21 protein-coding genes, 1 rRNA gene and 3 pseudogenes are annotated in these 23579 nt (G+C 56.4%); 15 read left to right on the top strand and 10 right to left on the bottom strand.

What is annotated here, in order from left to right:
- Nucleotides 1-7 precede the first annotated feature (7 nt).
- Nucleotides 8-123, top strand: a 5S ribosomal RNA gene (gene rrf, locus ACN1C3_RS09485).
- A gap of 156 nt (nt 124-279) precedes the next feature.
- Here rrf and ACN1C3_RS09480 read toward each other — a convergent pair.
- The gene (locus tag ACN1C3_RS09480) at nt 280-885 is read right to left on the bottom strand and encodes a DJ-1/PfpI family protein (RefSeq protein ID WP_419115548.1); all 606 of its coding nucleotides are present in this window, start codon (nt 883-885) and stop codon (nt 280-282) included.
- Between the two features lie 152 nt (nt 886-1037).
- Between ACN1C3_RS09480 and ACN1C3_RS09475 the strand changes: the two genes are divergently transcribed.
- Both ACN1C3_RS09475 and ACN1C3_RS09470 read left to right on the top strand, forming a co-directional pair.
- Nucleotides 1038-2372, top strand: a complete 1335-nt coding sequence (locus ACN1C3_RS09475; protein ID WP_419115547.1) for a PLP-dependent aminotransferase family protein — start codon at nt 1038-1040, stop codon at nt 2370-2372.
- Nucleotides 2373-2444: 72 nt separating this feature from the next.
- Nucleotides 2445-2735: pseudogene (locus ACN1C3_RS09470) on the top strand (LysR family transcriptional regulator); the annotation flags it as partial.
- Between the two features lie 115 nt (nt 2736-2850).
- Here ACN1C3_RS09470 and ACN1C3_RS09465 read toward each other — a convergent pair.
- The gene (locus ACN1C3_RS09465; RefSeq protein ID WP_419115546.1) at nt 2851-3201 is read right to left on the bottom strand and encodes a bacteriocin; all 351 of its coding nucleotides are present in this window, start codon (nt 3199-3201) and stop codon (nt 2851-2853) included.
- Between the two features lie 188 nt (nt 3202-3389).
- Nucleotides 3390-5002, bottom strand: a pseudogene (locus ACN1C3_RS09460) (carbohydrate porin).
- A 252-nt stretch (nt 5003-5254) separates the two neighbouring features.
- Between ACN1C3_RS09460 and ACN1C3_RS09455 the strand changes: the two are divergent.
- From ACN1C3_RS09455 to mqo, 4 genes are all read left to right on the top strand, one after another.
- On the top strand, nt 5255-6547 hold the full coding sequence (locus ACN1C3_RS09455; protein WP_419115545.1) for an MFS transporter: 1293 nt from the start codon (nt 5255-5257) through the stop codon (nt 6545-6547).
- A 13-nt stretch (nt 6548-6560) separates the two neighbouring features.
- A complete protein-coding gene (locus tag ACN1C3_RS09450) occupies nt 6561-8036 on the top strand; it encodes a glycoside hydrolase family 32 protein (RefSeq protein ID WP_419115544.1) in 1476 nt (491 codons plus the stop codon).
- Nucleotides 8037-8149: 113 nt separating this feature from the next.
- Nucleotides 8150-9148 carry a LacI family DNA-binding transcriptional regulator gene (locus ACN1C3_RS09445; protein WP_419115543.1) on the top strand — a complete coding sequence of 333 codons (999 nt, stop codon included), beginning with the start codon at nt 8150-8152 and terminating at the stop codon, nt 9146-9148.
- Between the two features lie 435 nt (nt 9149-9583).
- A complete protein-coding gene (mqo, locus tag ACN1C3_RS09440; RefSeq protein WP_419115542.1) occupies nt 9584-11230 on the top strand; it encodes a malate dehydrogenase (quinone) in 1647 nt (548 codons plus the stop codon).
- A gap of 127 nt (nt 11231-11357) precedes the next feature.
- Here mqo and ACN1C3_RS09435 read toward each other — a convergent pair whose 3' ends face one another.
- Nucleotides 11358-11495: a hypothetical protein gene (locus ACN1C3_RS09435; protein ID WP_419115541.1), complete on the bottom strand. Its 138-nt coding sequence runs from the start codon at nt 11493-11495 to the stop codon at nt 11358-11360.
- A 127-nt stretch (nt 11496-11622) separates the two neighbouring features.
- Between ACN1C3_RS09435 and ACN1C3_RS09430 the strand changes: the two genes are divergently transcribed.
- The 3 genes from ACN1C3_RS09430 to ACN1C3_RS09420 all read left to right on the top strand — a co-directional run bounded on the left by ACN1C3_RS09430 (nt 11623) and on the right by ACN1C3_RS09420 (nt 14071).
- On the top strand, nt 11623-12843 hold the full coding sequence (locus ACN1C3_RS09430; RefSeq protein WP_419115540.1) for a helix-turn-helix domain-containing protein: 1221 nt from the start codon (nt 11623-11625) through the stop codon (nt 12841-12843).
- A 35-nt stretch (nt 12844-12878) separates the two neighbouring features.
- Nucleotides 12879-13526, top strand: coding sequence for a glutamine cyclotransferase (locus ACN1C3_RS09425; protein ID WP_419115539.1), 648 nt, complete (start codon nt 12879-12881; stop codon nt 13524-13526).
- Nucleotides 13527-13729: 203 nt separating this feature from the next.
- Nucleotides 13730-14071, top strand: a complete 342-nt coding sequence (locus tag ACN1C3_RS09420; RefSeq protein WP_419115538.1) for a hypothetical protein — start codon at nt 13730-13732, stop codon at nt 14069-14071.
- A 357-nt stretch (nt 14072-14428) separates the two neighbouring features.
- Here ACN1C3_RS09420 and ACN1C3_RS09415 read toward each other — a convergent pair whose 3' ends face one another.
- Together ACN1C3_RS09415 and ACN1C3_RS09410 are read right to left on the bottom strand one after the other, a co-directional pair.
- On the bottom strand, nt 14429-15217 hold the full coding sequence (locus tag ACN1C3_RS09415) for an SDR family oxidoreductase (RefSeq protein WP_419115537.1): 789 nt from the start codon (nt 15215-15217) through the stop codon (nt 14429-14431).
- A gap of 114 nt (nt 15218-15331) precedes the next feature.
- Nucleotides 15332-15688 carry a hypothetical protein gene (locus ACN1C3_RS09410; RefSeq protein WP_419115536.1) on the bottom strand — a complete coding sequence of 119 codons (357 nt, stop codon included), beginning with the start codon at nt 15686-15688 and terminating at the stop codon, nt 15332-15334.
- Between the two features lie 171 nt (nt 15689-15859).
- Here ACN1C3_RS09410 and ACN1C3_RS09405 point away from each other — a divergent pair, with 171 nt between their 5' ends.
- Both ACN1C3_RS09405 and ACN1C3_RS09400 read left to right on the top strand, forming a co-directional pair.
- Nucleotides 15860-16591: a metallophosphoesterase gene (locus ACN1C3_RS09405; RefSeq protein WP_419115535.1), complete on the top strand. Its 732-nt coding sequence runs from the start codon at nt 15860-15862 to the stop codon at nt 16589-16591.
- Nucleotides 16592-17199: 608 nt separating this feature from the next.
- Nucleotides 17200-17307, top strand: a pseudogene (locus ACN1C3_RS09400) (DUF5329 family protein); the annotation flags it as partial.
- Here the strand turns inward: ACN1C3_RS09400 and ACN1C3_RS09395 are convergent.
- Nucleotides 17301-17840, bottom strand: coding sequence for a DinB family protein (locus ACN1C3_RS09395; protein ID WP_419115534.1), 540 nt, complete (start codon nt 17838-17840; stop codon nt 17301-17303). The pseudogene ACN1C3_RS09400 and the gene ACN1C3_RS09395 sit on opposite strands and share 7 nt — an antisense overlap.
- A 70-nt stretch (nt 17841-17910) precedes the next feature.
- Nucleotides 17911-19341: a GGDEF domain-containing protein gene (locus tag ACN1C3_RS09390; protein WP_419115533.1), complete on the bottom strand. Its 1431-nt coding sequence runs from the start codon at nt 19339-19341 to the stop codon at nt 17911-17913.
- Between the two features lie 870 nt (nt 19342-20211).
- Between ACN1C3_RS09390 and ACN1C3_RS09385 the strand changes: the two genes are divergently transcribed.
- Nucleotides 20212-21405, top strand: coding sequence for a patatin-like phospholipase family protein (locus tag ACN1C3_RS09385; protein ID WP_419115532.1), 1194 nt, complete (start codon nt 20212-20214; stop codon nt 21403-21405).
- A 79-nt stretch (nt 21406-21484) separates the two neighbouring features.
- Here the strand turns inward: ACN1C3_RS09385 and ACN1C3_RS09380 are convergent, their stop codons facing one another.
- On the bottom strand, nt 21485-22057 hold the full coding sequence (locus ACN1C3_RS09380) for a YceI family protein (protein ID WP_419115531.1): 573 nt from the start codon (nt 22055-22057) through the stop codon (nt 21485-21487).
- A gap of 39 nt (nt 22058-22096) precedes the next feature.
- Entirely contained in the window at nt 22097-22636 is a 540-nt protein-coding gene (locus ACN1C3_RS09375; RefSeq protein WP_419115530.1) for a cytochrome b, read from the bottom strand.
- Between the two features lie 289 nt (nt 22637-22925).
- On the opposite strand from ACN1C3_RS09375, the gene ACN1C3_RS09370 reads away from it, so the two are divergent.
- The gene (locus tag ACN1C3_RS09370; RefSeq protein ID WP_419115529.1) at nt 22926-23189 is read left to right on the top strand and encodes a DUF2790 domain-containing protein; all 264 of its coding nucleotides are present in this window, start codon (nt 22926-22928) and stop codon (nt 23187-23189) included.
- Nucleotides 23190-23243: 54 nt separating this feature from the next.
- Nucleotides 23244-23504, top strand: coding sequence for a hypothetical protein (locus tag ACN1C3_RS09365; protein ID WP_419115528.1), 261 nt, complete (start codon nt 23244-23246; stop codon nt 23502-23504).
- Nucleotides 23505-23579: the final 75 nt, after the last annotated feature.

Genomic DNA, 23579 nt, shown 5'->3' with positions numbered 1-23579 from the left:
CGAATTTCTTGACGACCATAGAGCATTGGAACCACCTGATCCCATCCCGAACTCAGCAGTGAAACGATGCATCGCCGATGGTAGTGTGGGGTTTCCCCATGTGAGAGTAGGTCATCGTCAAGATTAACTTCCGAAACCCCTATCTGCTTCTGCAGGTAGGGGTTTTGTTTTGCGCGCCAGAAAAGTGGGCGGCGGCGGGCCAATTCCTCAAGCCCACTTGGCACCGCTTCGTTTGCCTCCCCTCAGATGCTCACGATTAGATTTTCCTTGCAAGAAGACCTATTCGTTGTGCAGATAGGGTGTGATATGCCGCATCCCACGCAACACGTAGTCATCTTTCTCCCCCACCGGCGCGACGTAATGCAGCGCGCTTGCCGCTGCTTCGATACCTTCCAGACGGGCAATAATCCAGGCGGCAAGATATTGAGAGGCAAGACACCCTCCGGCGGTGGCAACATTACCTTCCGCAAAAAAAGCTTGGTTGAGCACGTCCACACCCGCTTCCTGAACCCATGGTTTCGTCGTCAAATCGGTACAGGCTGGAACACCTTCGAGCAGGCCTAGCTTGGCCAATACAAGCGTGCCTGAACACTGGGCACCCAGCAGTTGTCTGCGTGGATCAAGCTGCAACTGCGCCATCAGGGCGGTGTCAGCGACCACCTCACGTGTCTGCGAACCGCTGCCAATAATGACCGCATCGGCTTCACTCGCTTCTCGAAGCGTTGCTTGTGATTCGATGACTACCCCATTCATAGAACGAACACGGGCAGTGGGACTGGCAATCGACACTCGCCAACCCGGCTTCTTGACGCGATTTAGCACACCCAGTGCAATGAGAGAATCGAGTTCGTTGTAACCTTCGAAGGTCAAAATAGCGATATGCATGTTGTCGCCTTCCTGTGCAAATTGGGTTGTGAGTACTGCTAGACGATGGCCTCCGGATCACTCTCGGGTGCTGGCCATGCGAATCCGTTGCGAAGGAAGATGCTAGGGCCGAGAATCAGTACAATCAAATTATTGTAATGGATACATTGTCCATGGCTCGCTCCCGCTACAAGGTGTTGGTCGACGCATTGGCTGCCGATATCCAGGCAGGTCGTTTGCAACCAGGTACCCGGCTGCCTACACACCGCGAACTCGCGGCAAAAGAGGGGCTGGCCCTGGTTACTGCTACCCGCGTTTACTCAGAGCTTGAGGCTATGGGACTGGTCAGTGGGGAAGCCGGGCGAGGTACCTTTGTTCGGGAAACCTCGTTACCTCTAGGGCAGGGCATCGACCAGCATGCGGTTGCTTCAGGCATCCTTGATCTCAACTTTAACTACCCATCTCTGCCTGGCCAGGCCGAGTTGCTACGAGGTGCATTGCGCCAACTCGCGATTTCCGGCGACATGGAGGCAATGCTGCGGTATCAACCTCATGCAGGGCGCAAGCATGAGCGGGCCATAGTGGCGCGCCATCTCCGATGTCGCGGGTTGGCCGTGTCCGAGGATCAAGTGTTAATCGTAAGTGGAGCACAGCATGGACTGGCGGCCACGGTCATGGCACTGCTTCGCCCCGGTGATGTCGTTGCGACCGACGTCTTGACCTATCCAGGATTCAAAGTCCTTGCGCAGGCACACCGCCTCGAACTGGCACCTATTCCTTCGGCAGGTCATGAACCCGACCTGGACGCTCTGGAGCGGCTGTGCAAGAGTCGGCGAGTACGTGCTGTGTACACGATGCCAACACTGCACAACCCGCTGGGATGGGTGACAGGCATGCAGTGGCGACTAAGGTTGGTAGCGATAGCCCGTGAGTACGGTCTGCTTATCATCGAGGATGCGGCTTATGCCTTTTTGGCAGAGGATCCGTCCCCTCCATTGGCGACACTTGCACCAGAAACAACCGTGTACGTCTCAGGACTCTCCAAAAGTGTTGCCACCGGAATTCGCGTCGGATTTGTTGCAGCTCCCACTCAATGGGTTTGCGCGATTGAGCGAATAATCAGGGCTACCACATGGAACACACCGAGCGTCATGACGGCTATCGCCTGTGGCTGGCTTGAGGATGGCACTGTCATACGACTGGAGGAAGAGAAGCGTCGCGATGCCAGGGTTCGTCAATCAATAGCGAATGCAGCGCTCTCAGGACTCCAATACATCAGCCATCCTTCCTCCTATTTTGTCTGGCTACCTTTGGGAGAAGAGGTTCGAGCCGACCAAGTAGCGGCGGCGCTTATGCGCGAGCAGATTTCGGTATCGACTGCCGAACCGTTTGCGACGTCTGCACATGTACCCCATGCGATCCGCTTGGCGCTAGGATCTGTATCGCTGACCGCGCTCCAGGAAGCGCTCAAAAAGGTAAAACGGGTTGTTGACTCATACTCGTATTAGCCAGGCGATTCAGGAGGATGATGCTCACTTGATGATCAGCAGCGCAAGAGCATTCCCGGCTACTCGTTGATAGGGCAGCAGTTGCACGCGCAGCTAATCGCCCTGGCCCACGGGCGAAAATTTCCGCTCATCGAGCAGCCCCTGATCAGGCTGGCGGTGGCCGAGTCGATCTTGCATGACATCCTAGGGCGTTATCTGATTTTGCTGCTGCGACGTAATGCCTGTGTGCGACTGGAAATCATCTCACTGGACAGTGTCTTGTCCCTGCAATCCATCAGCGCTGATGTGGTGCTGCGGCTGTCCGAACCGGATTCGCCGTTGCCGGGGCCGAGCTTCGCAACTAACGAATCGATTTGCCTCGCGCTCGCTATCGCTGAATGCACCAAGGTGGGCAGTCAGCGAGCTCTATTTTTCCTACGGCAATTTGCTCAAGAAACCCGGACGCCGCGCCGGGTTTTTGTTAGCGATAGAATCAGTTTCACTTACCGCCAATAGCGCCGCCAGCAGCACCACCAAGCCCTGCGCCAATGGCGCCACCGGTGCTACCGCCAAGTTTGTTGCCAATGAGTGAGCCACCTGCCGCACCCAGGCCGCCACCAATGGCTGCCTTGGTTTTGTGGCCTTTTTTGGCTGCAACGGCACCACCTGCCGCGCCGCCCAGGCCCGCGCCGACGGCTGCGCCTGTGCTGCCGCCACCAAGCTTCTGACCAAGAACGTTACCCAGGGCGCCGCCCAAACCACCGCCAACCGCAGCCTGGGTGCCGCCTGCGGCCATAGCGCCTTGGGCAAACAGGGCGCTCAGGGCCAAGACGGAAAGTGCTTTACGCATGTTGCGAACCTCGAAAAATTTGGGATGCTAATTGTCGCTGCCTACTTGTGGCTAAGCAAATCTTCTTGATGGGCGGGTGAGCCTGTTTCTCTCTCTCTGAGCTCGTCCACCCGATTTCGACGTTTTTTACATTCCTGAGCAAACCGTCCCAAGTGGGCGAAGCTCCATTTGAACGCGATATCGGTTACCTAGAACCAAGTCTCCATCTGCACTCCGAATTGCCAGTCCCCGCCAGACTTGAAGCCCTTCTGACCAAAATCGTCTGTGGCGCTAAAGTTATCGAGGTCCCTGGACCAGTTCATATAAGTGGCGAACAGGCGCAATTCAGGGCGAGTGAAAAAGTCTCCGGTTTGCATCTTGAACGTGGGCGCAAACGTGAGTTTCCAATAGTCACCATTGGCTGTCTGTCGGCCTTTATAGCCAAGCGCATTCAGGTCCATCGTCTGCCAGCTCAGCTCATAGAGCATTTCGAAGTTGCTGGTCAGTTCATTGGCCAGTCTCAGGTTGAGCGTCAAATAGCGATAGTCGTCGCCAGGGACATAGCGATCCTTGCTGTGCTCGGCAATCAGAGCAGGTGCGATGCGCCAATCTTCATTCAGGCGAGTATGGCCATAGAGTGCCAGCCGCAATGTCTGAGCCTCGTCCAGCAAGTCGCCATCGGCACCAATGCTGTTGACCTCCGCCCCCAATCCCTTGCCGTACAGCAGCGCGGCTTTAAAGTATCCTTCTCGGCCGAAAAAATCCGGCCTATGGTAGGCGAACATGCCATGCGAACCGCTTTCGGCAGGGCTGAACCCCGCCTTGTTCAACCGGGTATCTCTGGCGAATGTCTGCTTGCTCTGCTCGTTCAGACGGGCATCGTTTTGGCCCGAAGAGAGGCCATTGAGCATGATCTGCCAGCGACCATCATCGAAAAATTGATTGAGGGTAGCGACATAGCTCCTGATGTCCTCATTTTCCTCAGTACCGAAATCGCCGTAGGAGCGGCTCATCAGAGACGCATTGATGCGCCAGTCTTCGGTCAGATGCACGTCATAGATACCACCACCGGTCCCGGCAAGGAAAACGATCCCCCTGTCGAGCCAATGGATGTCGTAATTATCCCGATCAAAGCGCTTGCCAGCCCACAGTGTTGCATCGCGAAACGCGGGGCTATCTCGAAAGGACGCTAAATGGTCAAGTTCAGCGTAGACCTGTCGCACATTGAGCGAGCTTTCAGCGGCGGTCCAGTCGTTAGGCGTTTCCAGGCCGTCGGCGAGCATCAACGTATATTTGGAATGCGTACCGTTGCTGGCCTGTTTCTCCTTCGAAAACTTGGCCTCCATGTAGGTATCGACTTCATTGCCAAGCCGACCTACAGCTCCACCGACTGAGCCTGCGGGGGTCACGTAAGGGCCGCCATGACCGGCACCTGATCAGTCGGTCATTATCCCGGAGCGAGCATACCCACTGAAGGTGAAGCCATCGTTCGGAGGCTCGTTCGAATGGGCAGAAGGCACGGTGGTCAGGGGAGGGCTTTCAAGGGACTGCTGGTTCGCCTCTATCCGGGCAACGCGCTCGTTGAGGGATGCTTGTGCAGTTACCGGGAGCTTGCTGGTGATTTGCTTATTGAGTGCTCGACTTCCTTGCGCAATCGAGCAGCGTCAGCTTCGGCCACCAAGGCGCGGGTCTCGGCGACGGAGGTCCTGGCCTCAAGCCTGGCAAGACGTTCCTCGATGCTTTGTGCTGGCGCTGCGAGCAGTTGAGTGGAGAGAAAAAGCAAGGAGAAGCCAGCCAAAGGCCGACAGGCCGTAGAACTCATGTGTAACCCTCTTGTTTTTGTATTCGGGTACTGCAAAGACCTTTCGAACAGGTCTTCTCCTCCAGCCGAAATATCGCTTGTGCAAGACCAGAACCGTCCAATGAGCAAACCGGGAGAGTCACTTCTGCACGGTTTACTCAGCGCGATACCCCGTCCTTTTGCACTCGGATCCACTTGACAGCGAGCGGGTAGAGGAGGCGTAATGGATTGATATGTTAACGTTAACTTAAACAAAAACAAGAGGGTCGTCACATGCAGCTGTCAGTCAAACGTGAGTACTGGCTTATCAGTGGTCTGCTGTTTTTCTTCTTCTTCGCGTGGTCATCCAGCTATTCGCTTTTCTCGATATGGCTTCATCGAGTCATCGGTCTGAATGGAACGGAAACCGGGTTCATTTTTGCCGCCAACGCGATTGCCGCACTGCTCATTCAGCCGTTCTATGGTGCTCTCCAGGATCGACTTGGCTTGTCCAAAAAACTGCTGGTATGGATTGGCGTATTGCTCTGCGCCGCGGCCCCATTTTCGATCTACGTATACGCCAATCTATTGGCCCAGAACGTGGTGTTGGGTGCAGTAGTCGGCGCGGCCTTCCTGGCGCTTTCCATGCTCGCGGGAGTGGGTGTCATCGAATCCTATACGGAGCGAATGTCGCGCCACGCGGGCTTCGAGTTCGGTACCACCAGAATGTGGGGTTCGCTGGGCTGGGCCTCCGCGACGGGCGTCGTCGGAGTGGTATTCAACATTGACCCGGACATCGCCTTTTACATGAGCAGCGCCGCCGGGGTTGTGTTTTTGCTGATCCTGTCCCGGCTGGATCTGACCAGGTTCAACAAACCAGAAACGCAAATGGGTGGTGAAGCGGCCATGCCGGTGCGGCTGAACGATCTTTGGAAGCTGCTGACACTTCCACGCTTCTGGGCATTCAGCTTGTACCTGACCGGGGTTTGTGGAATCTACATGATCTACGAACAACAGTTTCCCGTGTATTTCTCCTCCTTCTTCCCGACCCCGGAGGAGGGCACCCGAGCCTACGGCTACCTGAATTCATCCCAGGTTCTGCTCGAAGCCGTATTGATGTTGTTCGCCCCCTGGGTGGTCAACCGCACGGGCGCTAAATACGGATTGATACTGGCTGGCAGCATCATGTTCGTTCGTATTCTTGGCTCCGGGCTGGCAACGGAGGCCTGGACTATTGCCGCCTGCAAGATGTTGCACGCTTTGGAAGTGCCAATCCTGCTGGTCTCGATATTCAAATACATTTCGTTCAATTTCGATTCGCGTCTGTCCGCCTCGATCTATCTGGTGGGATTCCAGTTCGCCCAGCAATTGACCGCGATGCTGCTGTCGCCGCTTGTGGGATACGGCTACGACCATTATGGCTTCTCGAGCGTTTACGTTCTGATGGCTGGCCTGGTAGGCAGTTGCCTGCTGCTGTCATGGTCGTTGTTACGCGCGGACCCGGCCCGCAAATCATCCCAGGCAAAAGCTCATGATTCGATGGAGCTTCCTGCCATCGCTCAATCAGCCAACCGTTACGAACCCTAGTAAGGATTACGCCATGCACGCTGCACAGCTGGACGAAGCGCATCGCGCCATCGAAAAAAAACTGCCTGAACGTGGCAACGACTATCGCCTCGGCTATCACCTGTCGCCACCGGCCGGATGGATGAATGACCCCAATGGACTGGCCTATTTTCGAGGCGAATACCACGTGTTCTACCAGCATCATCCTTATTCGGCGCAGTGGGGCCCGATGTACTGGGGTCATGCCAAGAGCAAGGACCTGGTCCACTGGGAGCATCTGCCTATAGCGTTAGCGCCCAGCGATGCTTACGATCGAGACGGTTGTTTTTCAGGGTCGGCTGTCGTTGCGGGCGATACGCTTTATCTGATCTACACCGGGCACACCTGGTTAGGGGAGCCGGGCGATGACCAAAAAATTCACCAGGTCCAATGCCTGGCCAGCAGCACGAATGGCATCACGTTCACCAAACATGGGCCTGTGATTGAAACGCCACCGCATCCGGACATCATGCATTTCCGCGACCCGAAGGTCTGGAAGCGCGCAGACCAATGGTGGATGGCGCTTGGCGCTCGTCAAGGGGATGACCCGCAGCTTTTGCTCTATCGCTCCCAGGATCTGCATCATTGGGATTACCTCGGCTGTGCCCTGGACGGTCAACGCGAGGCTGACGGTTACATGTGGGAATGTCCGGACGTGTTCGAACTGGATGGATGCGACGTTTTTCTGTGCTCGCCGCAAGGTCTGAAGCCCAGTGGTTACGACAACTGGAACAAATTCCAGAACAGCTATCGATTGGGCCAGCTGGACAACTCCGGTTGCTTCATTGAGACCAGCCAGCTGCGCGAACTCGACCACGGTCACGATTTCTATGCCGCACAGACCCTGCTGGCTCCGGACGGGCGCCGCCTGCTCTGGGCATGGATGGACATGTGGGACAGCCCTATGCCGAGTCAAGAACAACACTGGTGTGGCGCGCTGTCGTTGCCACGTGAGTTAAGCCGCGACGGCGACCGGCTACGCATGCGTCCGGCACGTGAGCTGACAGCGCTACGTCAGTCACGACGAACGCTGCAGATCGGGGGGGTCGAGTCACAGAGTCGTACACTTGAAGTGCGTGGCGCTCTGCTGGAGCTTGAACTCGAACTGGACCTGGCGGGCAGCACAGCTGAGCACTTTGGCCTGGCACTGCGCTGTAGCGAAGACCAGCGGGAACGGACATTGCTGTATTTCGATGCCATGGCCCGACGCTTGGTACTCGACAGGCAACACTCGGGAACTGGCGTGAGCGGTGTCCGTAGCGTACCGGTGGCACCAGGGCAAACGCAGATCGCTCTGCGGATTTTCCTGGATCGCTCCTCCATTGAGGTTTTCGTCGACGATGGGGCCTATAGCCTGAGCAGTCGGATTTATCCACGCCCCGACAGCCTCAGTGTCAGCGCCTTCGCTGTCAACGGGTTGGGGCTATTCGGGGAGACCTCTGCCTGGAACCTGGCCGATCTCCAGCTCTGAACGCCTCTATCTGTCATATGTGCCATATGTGCCGTCTGCGGCCTGCCATCGTGTTGTCATGCTTTTGCCAGGCATGACATGATGCTTAGCTAGACAAGCAATGGCACCTGCGAATGGCTTCAGTTAAAGATGTCGCACGGCTGGCGGGAGTTTCCTTCATGACCGTCTCCAGGGCACTCAATACCCCGGAAAAGCTGAACCAGGAAACCCTGGCAAAAGTTCTTCAAGCGGTCGAGGCCTTGGGATACGTCCCCAGCCTTTCCGCTCGCCAGATCCGTGGCGGTCACTCCCGTGGCAAGACCATCGGAGTCTTCGCACTCGACACGGCGACAACTCCCTTTGCCGTTGAAATGCTCCTTTCAATGGAACGCACTGCCCGAGAAAACGGCTGGAACGTCTTCATTCTCAACGTGTTCGAGGCTCCGCCGAATCAGCAAACCATCGACCTGATGCTGTCGCATCAGCCCGACGGGATCATTTTCAGTGCCATGCAGTTACGCACAGTCGAGATTCCCCAAGCGCTGCGCAGCCTGCCGCTGGTACTGAGCAACTGCATGAGTTCAGAGCCAGGCGTGGCCTGCTACGTGCCCGACGACGAAGACGGTCAGTATCAGGCCGTGCACCAGGCGCTGAAAAAGGGCTATCGGCATCCGCTTTGCATTAACCTGCCGCAAAGCAGCCTGGCCTGGGGTCAGCGTCAGCAGGGATTGGTTCGCGCTCTCGCAGAGTTCGATATGTCCCTGGACAGTGTTCCCCAATACAACCTGTCGACCGATGACGCCTATGGGGAAACGGTTGTAGCGCTGGAGCAGCAATTGCGTGAGTCGGATGGGAAGCCGGCCTTCGATCTGCTTATCTGTGGCAACGATCGCATCGCTCTGGTCGCTTATCAGTACCTACTCGGTCGTGGTCTGCGCATTCCGGCCGAGGTGGCGGTACTGGGCTACGACAATATGATCGGTGTTGCCGAGCTGTTCTATCCACCGCTGAGCACCGTGCAACTCCCGTACTACGAAATGGGTCGCCGTGCTGCTCAGCACTTGATCGAAAGCAGGAACGAGCCCTTTATTCATAGGGTTTCATGCCCCCTCGTGGACCGTAAATCCTGGTGACACTGCCACGACTATAGGTAGCGATTTCTGCGATCCCTCTATCATGCCGTTGTCCCGAAGGATGCGAACAAGGATGCGTGTTCGTCGATCTGGCGACCTGAGGTAGAATGCCGCAGCATGGATGCTCGCCGCCCTCAGGGATCATGCGCACGACGGCCAACCGCAAGGGGCTGCCGAGCGCTTCGAGTACGCTTTCCAGGCGGATATTTACAAACAGAATTAGTGTCACCCAAGTAGCTGAAGCCAATGACTAATAAAAAGTCAGCACAGGAGGGGCATATAAGTGAGGCCGATAATGTCTATCGGTCTTATATGTTCACCCATCAGTCCTTCTGAGTGCGGGGTTCGGCGGCATGCGGCATTGCATACGGTGAGCCTGGGCACCTCATGATCGAGAGTGGCGGGTGGATGGCGTTCTATCCCAGGTATTACTGAATGTTGAAAAAAATGAACACAGGGCTACTCGGCTTGGCCCTGTCGATGGTACTCATGCCCTTGCACGCAGCTGAGACAAAAAAAGTTGATGTTCTCCTCATCGGCGGGGGCATCATGAGTTCGACCTTGGGGGTTTGGCTTAATGAACTCGAGCCCGACTGGTCCATGGAGATGGTTGAACGTCTCGATGGCGTCGCCGAGGAAAGCTCAAACGGCTGGAACAATGCTGGTACCGGCCACTCTGCCTTGGCTGAGTTGAACTACACGCCAGAAGACAAGAATGGCAAGGTCGAGATCCCGAAGGCCATCGAGATCAACGAAGCCTTCCAGATCTCGCGTCAATTCTGGGCATGGCAAGTCCAGAACAATGTCCTGAAGAATCCCCGTTCCTTCATCAACTCCACACCGCACATGAGCTTTGTGTGGGGCGATGACAACATCAAGTTCTTGAAGAAGCGCTACGAGGCTCTGCAGGCGAGCCCTCTGTTTGCCGGTATGCAGTACTCGGAAGATCCGGCGCAGATCAAGAAATGGGTTCCGTTGATGATGGAAGGTCGTGACCCGAATCAAAAGGTCGCGGCTACCTGGACCCCAATCGGTACGGACGTCAACTTCGGCGAGATCACTCGTCAGTTCGCCGGTTATCTGCAAACCAAGCCGAACTTCTCTCTGAAGCTTTCGAGCGAAGTGCAAGACATCACGCGCAATGCAGATGGCTCCTGGCGTGTTGCTTACAAAAACCTGAAGGACGGCACGCAAACCCAGACCGACGCCAAATTCGTGTTCATTGGCGCAGGCGGTGGTGCACTGCATTTGCTGCAGAAGTCGGGCATCCCTGAAGCCAAAGAATATGCAGGTTTCCCTGTAGGCGGCTCCTTCCTGGTCACCGACAACCCGGCAATCACTGAGCAGCATTTGGCGAAGGCCTATGGCAAGGCTTCAGTCGGTGCACCGCCCATGTCGGTTCCTCACCTCGACACCCGTGTGCTGGATGGCAAGCGCGTGATCCTGTTTGGCCCGTTCGCGACCTTCTCCACGAAGTTCCTGAAACAAGGCTCTTACTTCGACCTGCTGACCAGCACCACCACGCACAACGTCTGGCCTATGACCAAAGTGGGCATCGAGCAGTACCCACTGGTTGAATACCTGGCTGGCCAACTGATGCTGTCGGATGAAGACCGCTTCAATGCGCTGAAGGAATACTTCCCGAACGCCAAGATGGAAGACTGGCGTCTGTGGCAAGCCGGCCAGCGCGTTCAAATCATCAAACGCGATGAAGAGAAGGGCGGCGTCCTGAAACTGGGCACCGAAGTTGTCAGCTCCCAGGACGGCACCATTGCCGGCTTGCTGGGTGCATCGCCAGGCGCGTCCACCGCGGCTCCGATCATGCTGACCGTGCTTGAGAAAGTGTTCAAGGACAAGGTCGCGACCCCTGCCTGGCAGGAAAAGCTGCACCAGATCGTTCCGAGCTACGGTACTCAGCTCAACGGTAGCCCAGAGCGCGTTGCTCAAGAATGGGCGTATACCGCCAAAGTTCTGCAGCTTGATCCGCCGCCTGTGATGGGTCAGGTAGTTGTTCCTCAGGAAGCAGCGACTGCCAAGCCGAAACCACAGCAGAGTAATCCTGCTGCTGATATGGCCCTGTAAAACGCGGCCCTGAAGTAAAAAAAAGCCCGCTGAACCGGTAACGGTCAGTGGGCTTTTTTGTGCGCGGAGGATGTGTTGTGTTTGTGGGGGCCTCACGGCGGGCAGCACGAACGAAGAAGTTTTCAAGTCAGTCCTTGTCGTACTCGTCATGCCGGCGCCACCAAGGGCCCGTCTCATTGCGCCGGGTTAGCGCCTTTTCCGCTTCGAGCAGCTCGAGCCGCGCTGCCAGCCATTCCTCACGTGTTCCGGTCATGTGTCTGGTCATCATTGTTCTCCCGGGGGTGTGCTTCGTCGTTCGTTCAGTTCTCGATACGACGTGCGGGTGGGTGGTCGTGAGATAGACTAAGCACCGGTCACCTAACGGTGGGAGTGACAAGTGTGGCGCGATTGCGATGGACTCGCTGATCACGGCCGCGGCGCGTGCGCTTGCGGCGGGTGATCCCCTCGGCGCACTGAATCGGGTCGCCTTGCGCGACGATGCGCCTGCGCTCGCGCTTCGAGGCATCGCGATGGCGCAGCTCGGCGAGCTTGTTCGAGCGAAGGCTCTGCTTCGAAGTGCGGCGCGTGCCTTCGGTCCGAAAGAAGCCCTGGCCCGCGCAAGGTGTGTGGTCGCCGAGGCCGAGGTTGCGCTCGCCTCGCGCGATCTGGGTTGGCCGGCGAAGGCGCTCGACGCAGCGCGGGCGACGCTCGAGGAGCACGGCGACCGGGTGAACGCCGCGCATGCGCGGTATCTCGAGATCCGGCGCTTGCTCCTGATCGGGCGCCTCGACGAGGCCGAGCGTATGCTCGCCGAGCTCGACCCCACGCCTTTACCGCCCGCGTTGAGGGCCGCCCACGAGCTGCTCGTTGCGGGGATCGCGATGCGACACCTGCGCACGAAGACGGCGCGCGCAGCCCTCGCTCGGGCCGAGCGCGCCGCGCGCCACGCAGGTATCCCAGCGCTGACAGCAGAGGTCGAAAGCGCCTCTCTCGTCCTGAACACGCCCGCGGCACGCCTGATTGCACATGGCGAGGAGCGGTTCCTGCTGCTCGAGGAGGTTGAAGCGTTACTGGTGTCAAGGGTGCTCGTTGTGGACGCGTGCCGTCATGTGGTGCGTGATGCACGCTCGTTGGTCTCGCTCGCAAGGCGTCCGGTGTTGTTCGCACTCGCACGCGCGCTGGGCGAAGCATGGCCCGCAGAGGTGCCGAGGGAGACGCTCATCGTGCGAGCCTTTCGATTGAAGCTCGCTGATGAGTCGCATCGCGCGCGGTTGCGAGTCGAAGTCGGGCGGCTTCGCGCGGCGCTTCTGCCGCTGGCCGGCGTGATCGCGACGAAGCGAGGGTTTGCGCTGGTGCCGTGCAGCGCAGGCGAGGTCGTCGTGCTGGCGCGGCCCGTCGAAGAGGCGCATGCGGCGGTGCTCGCCTTCCTTGCCGATGGTGAGTCGTGGTCGAGCTCGGCCCTGGCGCTTGCGCTCGGAGCCAGCCAGCGCACCGTGCAGCGGGCACTCGACTCGCTTGCGGCAGCAGGCAAGGTGCAGTCGTTTGGTCGCGGGCGCGCGCGTCGTTGGATAACCCCGCCTGTGCCGGGATTCGCGACGACTTTGTTACTCACCGCACCACTACCGAGTGACTAGGATGCACTCCACTACCCAGTGAAGAGGATGGAAACATGAAACGATCAGAGGTTGAAATCGTCCGTGAATATGGACCCTTTCCGGGTGTCGACAGCGTGCATGGGGTCACGTACGACGGTCAGCACGTCTGGTTTGCTTCTGGAGACAAGCTGAACGCTCTGGATCCGGCGAGCGGGAAGACGCTGCGCTCGATTGATGTCGCCGCGCATGCAGGAACGGCCTTCGACGGCCAGCACTTGTTTCAGATCGCCGAGGATCGCATCCAGAAGATCGATCCGAAGACCGGCCGTGTGCTTGCCACGATCCCGGCGCCCGGTGGCGGCAGTGACTCGGGGCTTACGTGGGCCGAAGGGACACTCTGGGTGGGCCAGTATCGGGACCGGAAGATTCATCAAATCGATCCTCAAACAGGCGCGATTCTTCGCACCATCGAGTCCAACCGCTTCGTCACCGGGGTCACCTGGATCGACGGAGAACTCTGGCACGGCACCTGGGAAGGTGAAGAGAGCGATTTGAGGCGAGTCGATTCTCGAACGGGAGAGGTGCTGGAGAGTCTTAAAATGCCGCCTGGAGTAGGCGTATCGGGGCTCGAGTCCGATGGCGGCGATCAGTTCTTCTGTGGAGGCGGAAGTAGCGGGAAGGTGAGAGCCGTCCGCCGACCCGGAAGCAGTTCTAAGGCATGATGAACGAGAGCGGACATTCGCTGATCAACGATCGAACGTCCGCTTCTCGGTGGAGCCAAGGAATGACTACATTAAATATTGTTCAGGTGGTGCCGATAGCTTCATATCCGTGAACCACTAAGTGACGCTCGCCTCGACGATAGTGATCCGGTCAACGTAAGGAACAGAGCAAAGCATTACTGCTTTTTGAATAAGGAGTTTGCATGCAAAAGATTATTGCCATTGGCATGTCCAGCGTTCTGTTGGCTGGCTGCTCACTTCCCTCGGCGTTGAGTCCGAACGCGCCGACTGAAAGGGAAACAAGCGCAAAAACCCCAGAGCAGTATGCGTCATGCGTACATACCAAATGGAAGGCAGCTGACCCCAAATCTCAAGTGGTCAAGACGTCCAATGGATTCAGGTTGACGGTCTCTAGCAGTTTGACGGCAGATGACGTGCTGGAAGTTTCAAAAAGCAAAACGGGCAGCAACGTTTTCTTCTACGAAGGCTCACCGCTGCATATTGTAAAAAGTGCGATCAAGAACGCTGTTCGTGAATGCCTATAGCGCTGGATGGCATGTGCTCGCCCGAGGCTACATTCCCCTTTTCAGGACAAAAAAGGGCCTCAAAGCTCTTTGATGGGGAGGAAGTAGAGCCATTGAGGCTCAAGATGCGCATGGAGCGAATGGCGAGCTTGGTATGCGTTCAGATCACTCACCATCCACGCAGCTGCTGAAGCATTTGAGCAGCCGCGTGAATATATCGTAGGAAGGCGGGGTTTCGCGCTCAAGTACCACTAGTCGCCTGGAGTGGAAATTATGCATGTGTTGGCTAGTGCACAACTTGCGCCGCGGTTCGAGATCAACGACGCATTGCCGCAGTACGAAATAGATTGAGTCCCCCCGTTTCCCGACCTTATGCAATCACTGACTGGAGCGAATAGCGCCTCCGTCAATCAATAGGTTCTGCCCTGTGAAATAGCCGGCGTGAGCGCTACACACAAACGCGCAAAAAGCGCCGAACTCTTCAGGAGAGCCAAAGCGCTTTGCCGGGATCTCTCGACGGCAGTCGGCCAGGAAGGCTTCGCTGTCCTGTCCGAGGGCTTCTGCTGCTTCTACCAGGTTGTTGCGCAACCGATCGGTGTCGAACGAGCCCGGTTGAAGGTTGTTGATGGTCACGTTGCGGTTGGCGATGTTCTCTTGCCGGGCGAGCCCTGCAATGAAACCGGTCAGCCCGCTGCGTGCTCCGTTTGACAGGCCAAGACTCTCGATGGGGGACTTAACGGCGCTCGAGGTGATGTTGATGATACGGCCGAAACCTCGTTCGGCCATACCATCCACTGTTGCCTTGATCAGCTCAATGGGGGTGAGCATGTTGGCATCCAGTGCCTTGATCCAGGCATCCCGGTCCCAGTCGCGGAAGTCTCCCGGAGGTGGCCCGCCGGCATTGTTGATGAGGATGTCGTAATGCGGGTGGGCAGCCAGCGCGGCAGCGCGACCCGTTGCAGACGAGATATCGCCTGCAACGGCAATGACGGTGACGGCGGGGTTCAACGCACGTAACTGATGGGCGGTTTCATTCAGAGACTCTTCGCCCCGAGCAGTGATCACAACGTTGACGCCTTCGCTGATCAGCGCCTGGGCGCACGCTTTGCCAAGCCCTTTGCTGGCAGCACAAACCAGTGCCCAACGCCCCGCGATGCCGAGATTCATAGGTATTCTCCTGAGTGGTGTTCAAAAGGGGAAGTAAAAAACCGTGATCATGAGGTGCAGCATAATCCCCAAACGGTTGGCATCACACCCAGTCAGCTTTCTTGGCCATCGGACTTATTTGTGGGGAGAGGCAGAAATTTTGGAGTAAGTGTCGCTGTCAGTTGTGGCCAGAAAGCAGCGGCCATCCTTGAATTTTGCGTAGAAGGTTACTTCCTTTTCTTTATCGCATAACCACCAGCCCGCAACGAGTCCAATGGGCCCTAGAAGCAAAGCGCCGGCTAGGCTCCATCGAATAATGCTGCCTGTTTTATTGACGACTTCTTCGGTTGCTGTTTCCAGGGTTTCCAGTTTTGAAAGGGGTATTGTTAGTTCGCGAGCAGGTTTTAATGCGGATTTTAGAGTGAACGATCCAGACCGAAATTCGGCATCACCTGCCAGGAAATCACCGGATACAACAGTAATTTTCGACATGAACTTATCTTCTTTTGGTCTGGTTTAGTCCGTTGGTTACTGGGCTCCAAAGGCCCCCGTCAAGTCAATCGACTTGCGACCAAAGGTGAGGCCGACGGTCACCCGGGATTCTTCTTTTTCGTAAATTATTTGGCTGGAAAAAGGTCTACCGAATAGGCAGGGGGTGGCGATATGAACAAGATCCGGCGTTTCGAAATCAATACCACTGGTCGCGATTTTGCTGTTGGCGACATTCACGGTCACTTCACCCGATTACAGGCCGCTCTGGATGCTGCTGGCTTCGATCCTGCTGTGGATCGGCTGTTCAGCGTTGGTGATCTGGTCGACCGCGGGCCTGAATCGCTAGACGCAGATGACTGGTTGCTGCGCAAGCCGTGGTTTCATGCCATTCGCGGTAATCATGAGCAGATGGCGATCGAGTCATACGAAGGGGGTAAAGGCAGCCGTCAGGGCAGCCTTCACTTCATCAATGGTGGCGCGTGGTTTTACGCTCTTTCGAGCATCGAGCAAGGCTGCTACTCAAGCATTTTCAGCGATTTGCCGCTGCTGATTGAGGTCCAGACGGCTACTGGACGGGTGGGGCTGGTTCACGCTGATTGCCCATGCAATAGCTGGCCCGAACTGGTAGAGGCGATCGAGCTTGGCAATAGCGAGGCAGATCACTTGGCCGCAATATGCCAATGGTCGCGCCATCGCCTTCAGTATCAAGACAGGTCAGTGGTTGAAGGCGTTCGCGCAGTTGTCGCCGGGCATACCCCGCTGCGCCAGGTGGCAGTGCTCGGAAACGTTTATCACATCGATACCGCCGGCTGGATGGATGGCCACTTCACGCTGCTCAACCTGGCAACGCTCGAATGCATTCCACCGATCAACCCAAAAATTCATTGGGACTGGGAGGCATGAGCAAGCCAGAAGAAATGCTTGCGCACGGGCGGGAAAGACTGCAAACCTGTTTCAAGGCCTCGGCATCTGTCAGGGCCTTTTCGTATCAGTCGGAAGCTGCAAAGACCGGTGCCACATAACCTCGGTGATGCCGCTTAGACTCACAAAATCTCGCATCGCTCGGAAGGTACCGCCGCAGGGTGGACTTGAGGCTAACGTGCACCCGGAGTGCAGGAAGGAGAGGTAGTAAGCATCTGCCTCTGTCATGGTTCTCGAGGGATGAACGAACACGACTCGATACCCGTTGAAGCGGTAGCAGATAATAAAATGCGCGGGCTTCACGGCTGGCTCCATGGCTACCATCCACGAACCCTAGTTGATGTGCGGATACATTGCTCTCGCCGCTTATCTGAATGATCGACAACCTCTTTATTTGAGGTTTTTCACGGCAATGGGTGAAGAGCCTTTTTTCATTCTTGCGACATACCCTTCACGAAGCCTTCACTCGCAGGCGCCTAGATTGAGCCTACTCCTTTTCAAGAATTCCCTTAGCCCGCCCGCATGCGGGCTTTTTTTTGTCCTTGCTATCCTGTCTTCAATGGCGTTGATGGCAAACACAACAAAGCCCGAAAAGCAGCATCAGTGGCAAGGCCTATGAAGTGCGCTGCCCAACAGGTAACCAATCGTCCAGCACATGGCTGAAGACGGAGCTGCACAAGCAAAGACAGCTTCAATAGTGCTGCGAGGGGATGAGGGCGACCAGATCCGTATCGCCTACGTCCACCCCCGCTTGAGAAAGCAGGGTCGTAACCTGGCCGCGGTGATGGGTCTGATGGTTGAAGAAATGCATGATCAGGCTGTAGAAGCTCTTATCTGCCGCTACCCCCTTCATGCTTAGGTAATGAAGGGTGTGATCTAACTCGGGCTCGGTAATCGAGCGAGCCCATTCGACGATGACTCGATCGAGCCACTCTCGGTGCTTCGAGAACTCTCGGATAGTAGAGAACAACAATTGATCGAGGCTTTTCGGGTCAGGAAGACGTCGAATCGGCTCAAGCGTTGCAGGGTGGGCAGGATGTGTGGCAAATCGCTTTAGCCAGATTATGTCCCCGGCCATCAAGTGATTCAGCGTCCCTAGAATAGAGCCAAAAAATGCTTTCTTGTCGGCTGAGAGTTCTTCATCAGACAGGCTTTTGGCCGCCTCATAGACGTTGGCGTTCATCCACTGGTTATAGGTCGCCATCAGGCAGACATGGCGGGTGCGACTCACTGAATCCTCCTGGTGCGCGTGATGTTCCATCAAAAAATCGGCGCAATTAATTAACGGTATCGAATGATGGTCAGGGTAGAGGTTGGAGGCTGTTTTTGATGGCAGTGACCACACGGTTACGGCCTTGGTGTTTAGCGTGATACAGGCGTTGATCGGCTACGTGCAGAACTGCCTCGATGGTGTCGCCGTCGTAGCCAGATTGCGATATGCCGATGCTCACGGTGACCACGGTTAACCGTAGCAGGCCGCTATGAAAAGAAGTATTTGCAACGCTGGTTCGCAGACGTTCGGCGATTACGCGCGCGCCTTCGAGTGAAGTCTGAGGTAGCAGTATCATGAATTCTTCCCCGCCCACTCGGGCTACGCCGTCATACGGCCGGATCGAATCGAGGCATTTCTGCACGAACCCCTTCAGGATGTCATCGCCAACCTGATGCCCGAAGCGATCGTTGATGGACTTGAAATTGTCCAGATCGAGTGCCAACACGGAGAACGGCGCACCGCCGCGCTTGGTCCGGTCAATTTCGTCTTCGACTCGCTCCATGAACCGACGCCGATTATCAGCGCCTGTCAGTGGATCGGTCGCCGCAAGGTGCCCGAGTTCTTGATTGGTGCGCTGGAGTTCCTGCAGGGCGTTCTCGGTGTACTCCATCGCCTCGGCAAGACGCACCATCAGCTCCTCTTGACTGTAAATCTTCGAGAATGACCGCGTGGTGAGGAACGCTTGCACTACCCCATAGCTCAACAGGAAGAATCCAGCGGCGAAGATCGCATGAGCGAGCCACCACATGTGGTTCCACGGACGTGCAAGGATGAATGCGAGCGATGACAACGCGAACGCGGTGACCGAGATGACAAAAATCACCATCAGCGGCGAGCGGATACGGCGCAACAGGAGCATTGCCACGGTCAATGAGGAAAGAACGAGGGCTCCACCTTCCATCGAGAGACGCACCGCGAGATGGCCGGCGATCGGCGAATTCGCGACGTACGCCACTGCCAGGTCAACCAGCAGGAACAGTCCTATCCAGGTCAACCACCGGCGGGGCTTCATTCGTTGGTCCGCGGGATCAGGTGGGCGGTGGTACGACAGCATTCCGACTAACAGCAGAATCGCCATGACCAGTCGAGAGGCCGGTCCATAAAGCAGGAAGAGCCAGATATTGTGGTGTGCGAGCCCAGTGAACGCACCATGCAACGCGTAGATCAGCACAAAACCGAGAAAGCCAAGTGTCATCCATCGCAGCAGCGGGTCTCCCGATGACTGATAGCAGCGCCACGTTACGTAAGTAACAAACGAGCCTTCCAAGGTGGCTGCCGTGATCGCAATTATATGGAACGCGTGGTTCTCGAATACAAGGGTGGGGTCCTGAAAGAAGAATAAGTAGCCAATCAGATAGGCCGGAACAAACGCAAATCCTGCGAGCAGCAAGCTGGCATAAACCTTGATTATGAGACGGACGGCTTCAGGTGGTTCGCCGATGGCGGTGATAGTGCTCATGGTTCCCTCCACTTTTAAATCTATTTTGCCAACACCGGTCCGGTGTTGGCTCCAAAGCCGCCTACATGTTAACGGTGATTCAGATTTTAGACTCCGTACCAATTTCTGCTGCAGAAGTTGGTAAAAATGTTCACGCGAACACAATTAACGAATAACGATTAACGAGTGTCTCGTTATTCTCATCGGCCAAGGGTTAGCTGTCCGTCCTCAAAATCAGGTGGACACCCTGTCTGGACTTGGCGATACGACGCTAACAGAGCGCAAGATTAATTTTTGCAGCGAGCTTCCACTATCTTGCAGGTATTCGGGGTTCCACCTGATCGACCTGCATAGCGTCTGCAGTTATTCATTGACGCTGTGCTTACCTTCTGCAGATCGGAACCCCATGCCAAGCCCCCCTCTCCAACAGTGGGCATTGCAGTCGCGTAGCAGCTCGAGCCCCCAGTTGGAGGTGCAGCACCCACCTCCGTGTGTTTATGTGCACATCCTGCAATAAACGAAAGACTGATAGCCAAAAGTGATAGAAAAACCAAGGGCTTACTGTCTTTTGATGTTGTTTTGAACATTCCATTTCCCCCGTAATGAGGCTTCTGGCAGGCGTCTACGCCATCTAAGAAGGTTCTTTGGTCGTGCCAAAATTATAGTAGTAGTGCGCTCCCTCCGTTCTTCTCGCTGCCAGATATTGATCCTGACAGGCGAAGAGGCACGAGTTTTTTTATCATGTGAAGGAGCGCAAGATGAGCTACTGGACGTGCGAGTGACGTGTCGCAGTCGGCTGGCGTGTAGCCATCTCGGGCACCACGGGTAAGGACATATCACCGAACACGATGAGCACGTTCGCTGTCGACTGCCGGGGCCGGAGGAGACGTTTTGAAACCATTGCTGCTCAGGCCTGGTGCCTCAACTCTGAACATGTTCCTGCAAGGAGGCTTGCCACGCCGTGACGCTGTGCCGCAAACGTTAACGGAAAAAGCGGTCATCCCAGGTATTCCCAATGCTCGCTACTGGTTGGACCGCGACCTGACTCTGTTCATTCAGGATGCACTTGAGGGAAACAAACGCGAGAGTGAGGCTCTCGCCAGGGCTGGGAAGCCGAACAACATCCTGCCGCTGGCAAATATGCTGGCAGTTTCGGGAGGCGGCGACGCAGGCACATTCGCAGCGGGACTCATTACGGGATGGACCACGCATGGGACTCGACCCATGTTCAAGGTCGTCACGGGCATTAGCGCGGGCGCCCTGGTCGCCCCGTTCGCTTACCTGGGATCCGAGTACGACGGCGTCATTCGGTATATCGCCAACGCAATCGGTCCAAAAGACGTTTTCCATTCGCGAAACGTGCTAACCCGTCTTGCCAGCGACGGTATAGCGGACAGCAAGCCACTGTCGCGGCTCATTACAAAGTACGTCACTGCGGAGATTCTTGCGGCGATCGCGTCGGAATACGCAAAAGGACGAATCCTGCTGATCGGCACAACTGACCTTGATTCAGGGCGGCCAGTCACTTGGAACATGGGCACTATTGCCTCCAGCGAAGCACCGGGAGCGCTCGAGCTCTTTCGCAACATCATGATCGCGTCGATGAGTATTCCCGGCGCAGTTTCACCCGTCATGATCGATGTGGAGGTTGAGGGCAAACAGTTTCAGGAAATGCACGTGGACGGAGGGGTTATCACTCAGGTGTTCCTTTACCCACCTGGCACCATGATGGCGCTGAACAGATCCACCGGAGCACCTTTGCGACTCGAACGTAATTTCTATGTCATTCGCAATGGGAAACTGGAGCCGCAGTGGTCTGGGACGAAGCGCCGTACATTGAGCATCGGCGGTCGAGCCATCAGTGCATTGATTCAAACTCAGGGGATCAGTGACCTGGATCGAATTTACCGTATGGCGCAGCAGGATGGAGCGGACTTCAATCTTGCGTACATTGGCTCTGACTTTCACTTTTCTCGCAGTCAGAAATTCGATGGCGAGTACATGAAGCGTTTATTCGATTACGCCTTTCAGCTCAGCGCGAAGGGCTATCCGTGGCGTAAATCGCCGCCGAGCGAGAAAGCGTGAGAGAAGGAGAAAGACGCTTTCCTTCAGTCGATGGATTGGCATATCCCGCAGAAGTCCGAGCTCTCAAGCAGAAGGACAGCTACTGCGCGGGAACGACCACGCGAAATTTGATGTGGATATCGTTGGAAATGATGCCGATATCGGCCCACTCACCTTCACCAATGCTGAAGTCGGCGCGGTTGAGGATGAACTCGCCACTGAATACGCCGATGGAGTGCTCCGGCTTCAAAATGACCTGCGCGTTGACGTCGCGGGTGCGGCCCTTGATCGCGAGCTTGCCGGTGATCTCGTATCGGTTGTTGTCGAGTAACTTCACGCTGCTCGATTCAAACTTTGCCACGGGATACTTCGCTGTGTTGAACCAGGCGGGCTTTTGCAGTTCGCTGTTGGCGTCGCTGGTACCGGCGTCGATGCTGTCGAGCTGGATGGTGAGTTCGGTGTGGGCCGCTGTGGGGTTCGCCGAGTCAAAGTCGATCTTGGCGTCGAACTTGCCGAATCTGCCGTACACCCTCGCGCCCATCTGGGTGTAGGTGAAGGTGATTTGGCTGGCAGCCGCGTTCACTCGCTTGTATTCAACGGCGTGGGCGCAGGTCAAGGCGCCGAGTGTGAGTGTGGTGACCAACGCGGCAGAACGTAGAAATCGATAATTCATAGAACTCTCCGCTCGTGGCGCGAGCTTCATGGCTTGAGGTCAGCCTTTGTTCTTCTGCGGCAGCATGCGCGTGAGCACGTCGTTGCGATCGATGAAGTGGTGCTTCAGTGCGGCGACCGTATGAATGACCACGAGACCCAGCAAGATATAGTTGAATACCTTATGCAGGTCCTTCAGGCGGTCACCCAGCGCCGCGTCCTTGGGCAGCAGATCCGGCAGCGGCAATACACCAAACCACACGGTCTGGAAACCTTCCGCCGAGCTCATGAGCCAACCGCTGACGGGAATCGCGATCATCAACGCATACAGCAGCCAATGCATGACATGGGACATGACACGCAACACGGCCGGAATTGTCGTCGGCAGGGGCGGTGCGTGATAGCGCAGGCGCCAACCGAGGCGCAGCAGTACGAGAAGAAACAGAGTCACGCCTGCCCACTTATGCCATGAGTACAGCTTCAGCTTGGTCGGCGAAAGCGCAAGGTCGGGCATGTAGAAGCCAAGCGCGAAGGTGCCGATCAGCCCCAGCGCCATTAGCCAATGGAGGGAAATCGCCGTGCGGGTGTAACGCTGATTCATGAGTGATACGCCTTGATCGAGTCTTGCGTTCCCATGGATTTTTCAGTGTAGATGAATTCGATGTCGGTCATGCCCGCAAGGCAGCGGTCGCCAGGAAGGGCGCCTACTGGCATCGGCTGAATGTATCGCTGTGTATCCAGGCGCCACTTTGATACGTGCCGATTTAACCGGCGGCTGTTTTCGACACAAACGGGATACCTCAAGGGCATTCAATAGGCTCCATCGAGGCAATGCGACACGCCTCGGCTCCATTGAACGACATACCCATTAAATGCCTGAGGAAACGCACATGAACTCGAAAGCCATCTACGCCGCCTGCCTGTTTGCCGCGCTGAACATCTGCGCGATTTCAGCCCATGCCGAAACCACCGCCAAACCTCACACCTACAGCTACGGCACGCCTCTGGATGTCCAGAAAGTGCTGTCGATGACACAGGACGCAGCGCCCTCCTGCGCGGTGGTGAATGCCCGCATGACCTACCTGGATTCCAAGGGCCAGACGCAAATTCTCGACTACAGCAAATTCGCTGATTCCTGCAACGAGGGGAGCTGATTTTCCCTGCGCCCATTTCCCGTCCAGCCCTACTTTGAAACCAGGATAAATTTCATGAAAAACGTAAAAAGCTTTTTGACCGCGATCGTCTTTTCTCTGGCCGGTGTTGCCGTGCATGCCAATGCCGCCACTGAAAATCACCGCTGCGAAAGCGGCATCTGTTTCCAACTGACGCCATTGGCGGGCAGAGGGGCGTTGCCGGTGCTGGCAGCCGACGGTTCCAGCCGAACGCCGCAGGGCATGCAAGTAGCGGAGAACGGTTCGAGCCGAACCCCGCAGGGTATGCAACTGGACAGCCAGGCTCAAAACGCCTGAAGCGGTAGCGAACAGATCGCTCGCCTTATCCAGTCTGTCTCGTCTGCCCCCTGAAACAAGTCCCCAGCCAATGAG

Origin of the sequence: Pseudomonas sp. H11T01 (assembly GCF_048515765.1) — a bacterium.
In the GTDB taxonomy this organism is placed as follows: Bacteria; Pseudomonadota; Gammaproteobacteria; order Pseudomonadales; family Pseudomonadaceae; genus Aquipseudomonas.
The sequence above is the reverse complement of the archived record's forward strand: the minus strand, read 5'-3'. Positions and strand labels throughout refer to the sequence as shown.

Coding starts and splice junctions, on each gene's coding strand:
- ACN1C3_RS09480 (WP_419115548.1), bottom strand. CDS start 885: ATGCATATCGCTATTTTGACCTTCGAAGGTTACAACGAACTCGATTCT.
- ACN1C3_RS09475 (WP_419115547.1), top strand. CDS start 1,038: ATGGCTCGCTCCCGCTACAAGGTGTTGGTCGACGCATTGGCTGCCGAT.
- ACN1C3_RS09465 (WP_419115546.1), bottom strand. CDS start 3,201: ATGCGTAAAGCACTTTCCGTCTTGGCCCTGAGCGCCCTGTTTGCCCAA.
- ACN1C3_RS09455 (WP_419115545.1), top strand. CDS start 5,255: ATGCAGCTGTCAGTCAAACGTGAGTACTGGCTTATCAGTGGTCTGCTG.
- ACN1C3_RS09450 (WP_419115544.1), top strand. CDS start 6,561: ATGCACGCTGCACAGCTGGACGAAGCGCATCGCGCCATCGAAAAAAAA.
- ACN1C3_RS09445 (WP_419115543.1), top strand. CDS start 8,150: ATGGCTTCAGTTAAAGATGTCGCACGGCTGGCGGGAGTTTCCTTCATG.
- mqo (WP_419115542.1), top strand. CDS start 9,584: ATGTTGAAAAAAATGAACACAGGGCTACTCGGCTTGGCCCTGTCGATG.
- ACN1C3_RS09435 (WP_419115541.1), bottom strand. CDS start 11,495: ATGACCAGACACATGACCGGAACACGTGAGGAATGGCTGGCAGCGCGG.
- ACN1C3_RS09430 (WP_419115540.1), top strand. CDS start 11,623: ATGGACTCGCTGATCACGGCCGCGGCGCGTGCGCTTGCGGCGGGTGAT.
- ACN1C3_RS09425 (WP_419115539.1), top strand. CDS start 12,879: ATGAAACGATCAGAGGTTGAAATCGTCCGTGAATATGGACCCTTTCCG.
- ACN1C3_RS09420 (WP_419115538.1), top strand. CDS start 13,730: ATGCAAAAGATTATTGCCATTGGCATGTCCAGCGTTCTGTTGGCTGGC.
- ACN1C3_RS09415 (WP_419115537.1), bottom strand. CDS start 15,217: ATGAATCTCGGCATCGCGGGGCGTTGGGCACTGGTTTGTGCTGCCAGC.
- ACN1C3_RS09410 (WP_419115536.1), bottom strand. CDS start 15,688: ATGTCGAAAATTACTGTTGTATCCGGTGATTTCCTGGCAGGTGATGCC.
- ACN1C3_RS09405 (WP_419115535.1), top strand. CDS start 15,860: ATGAACAAGATCCGGCGTTTCGAAATCAATACCACTGGTCGCGATTTT.
- ACN1C3_RS09390 (WP_419115533.1), bottom strand. CDS start 19,341: ATGAGCACTATCACCGCCATCGGCGAACCACCTGAAGCCGTCCGTCTC.
- ACN1C3_RS09380 (WP_419115531.1), bottom strand. CDS start 22,057: ATGAATTATCGATTTCTACGTTCTGCCGCGTTGGTCACCACACTCACA.
- ACN1C3_RS09375 (WP_419115530.1), bottom strand. CDS start 22,636: ATGAATCAGCGTTACACCCGCACGGCGATTTCCCTCCATTGGCTAATG.
- ACN1C3_RS09370 (WP_419115529.1), top strand. CDS start 22,926: ATGAACTCGAAAGCCATCTACGCCGCCTGCCTGTTTGCCGCGCTGAAC.
- ACN1C3_RS09365 (WP_419115528.1), top strand. CDS start 23,244: ATGAAAAACGTAAAAAGCTTTTTGACCGCGATCGTCTTTTCTCTGGCC.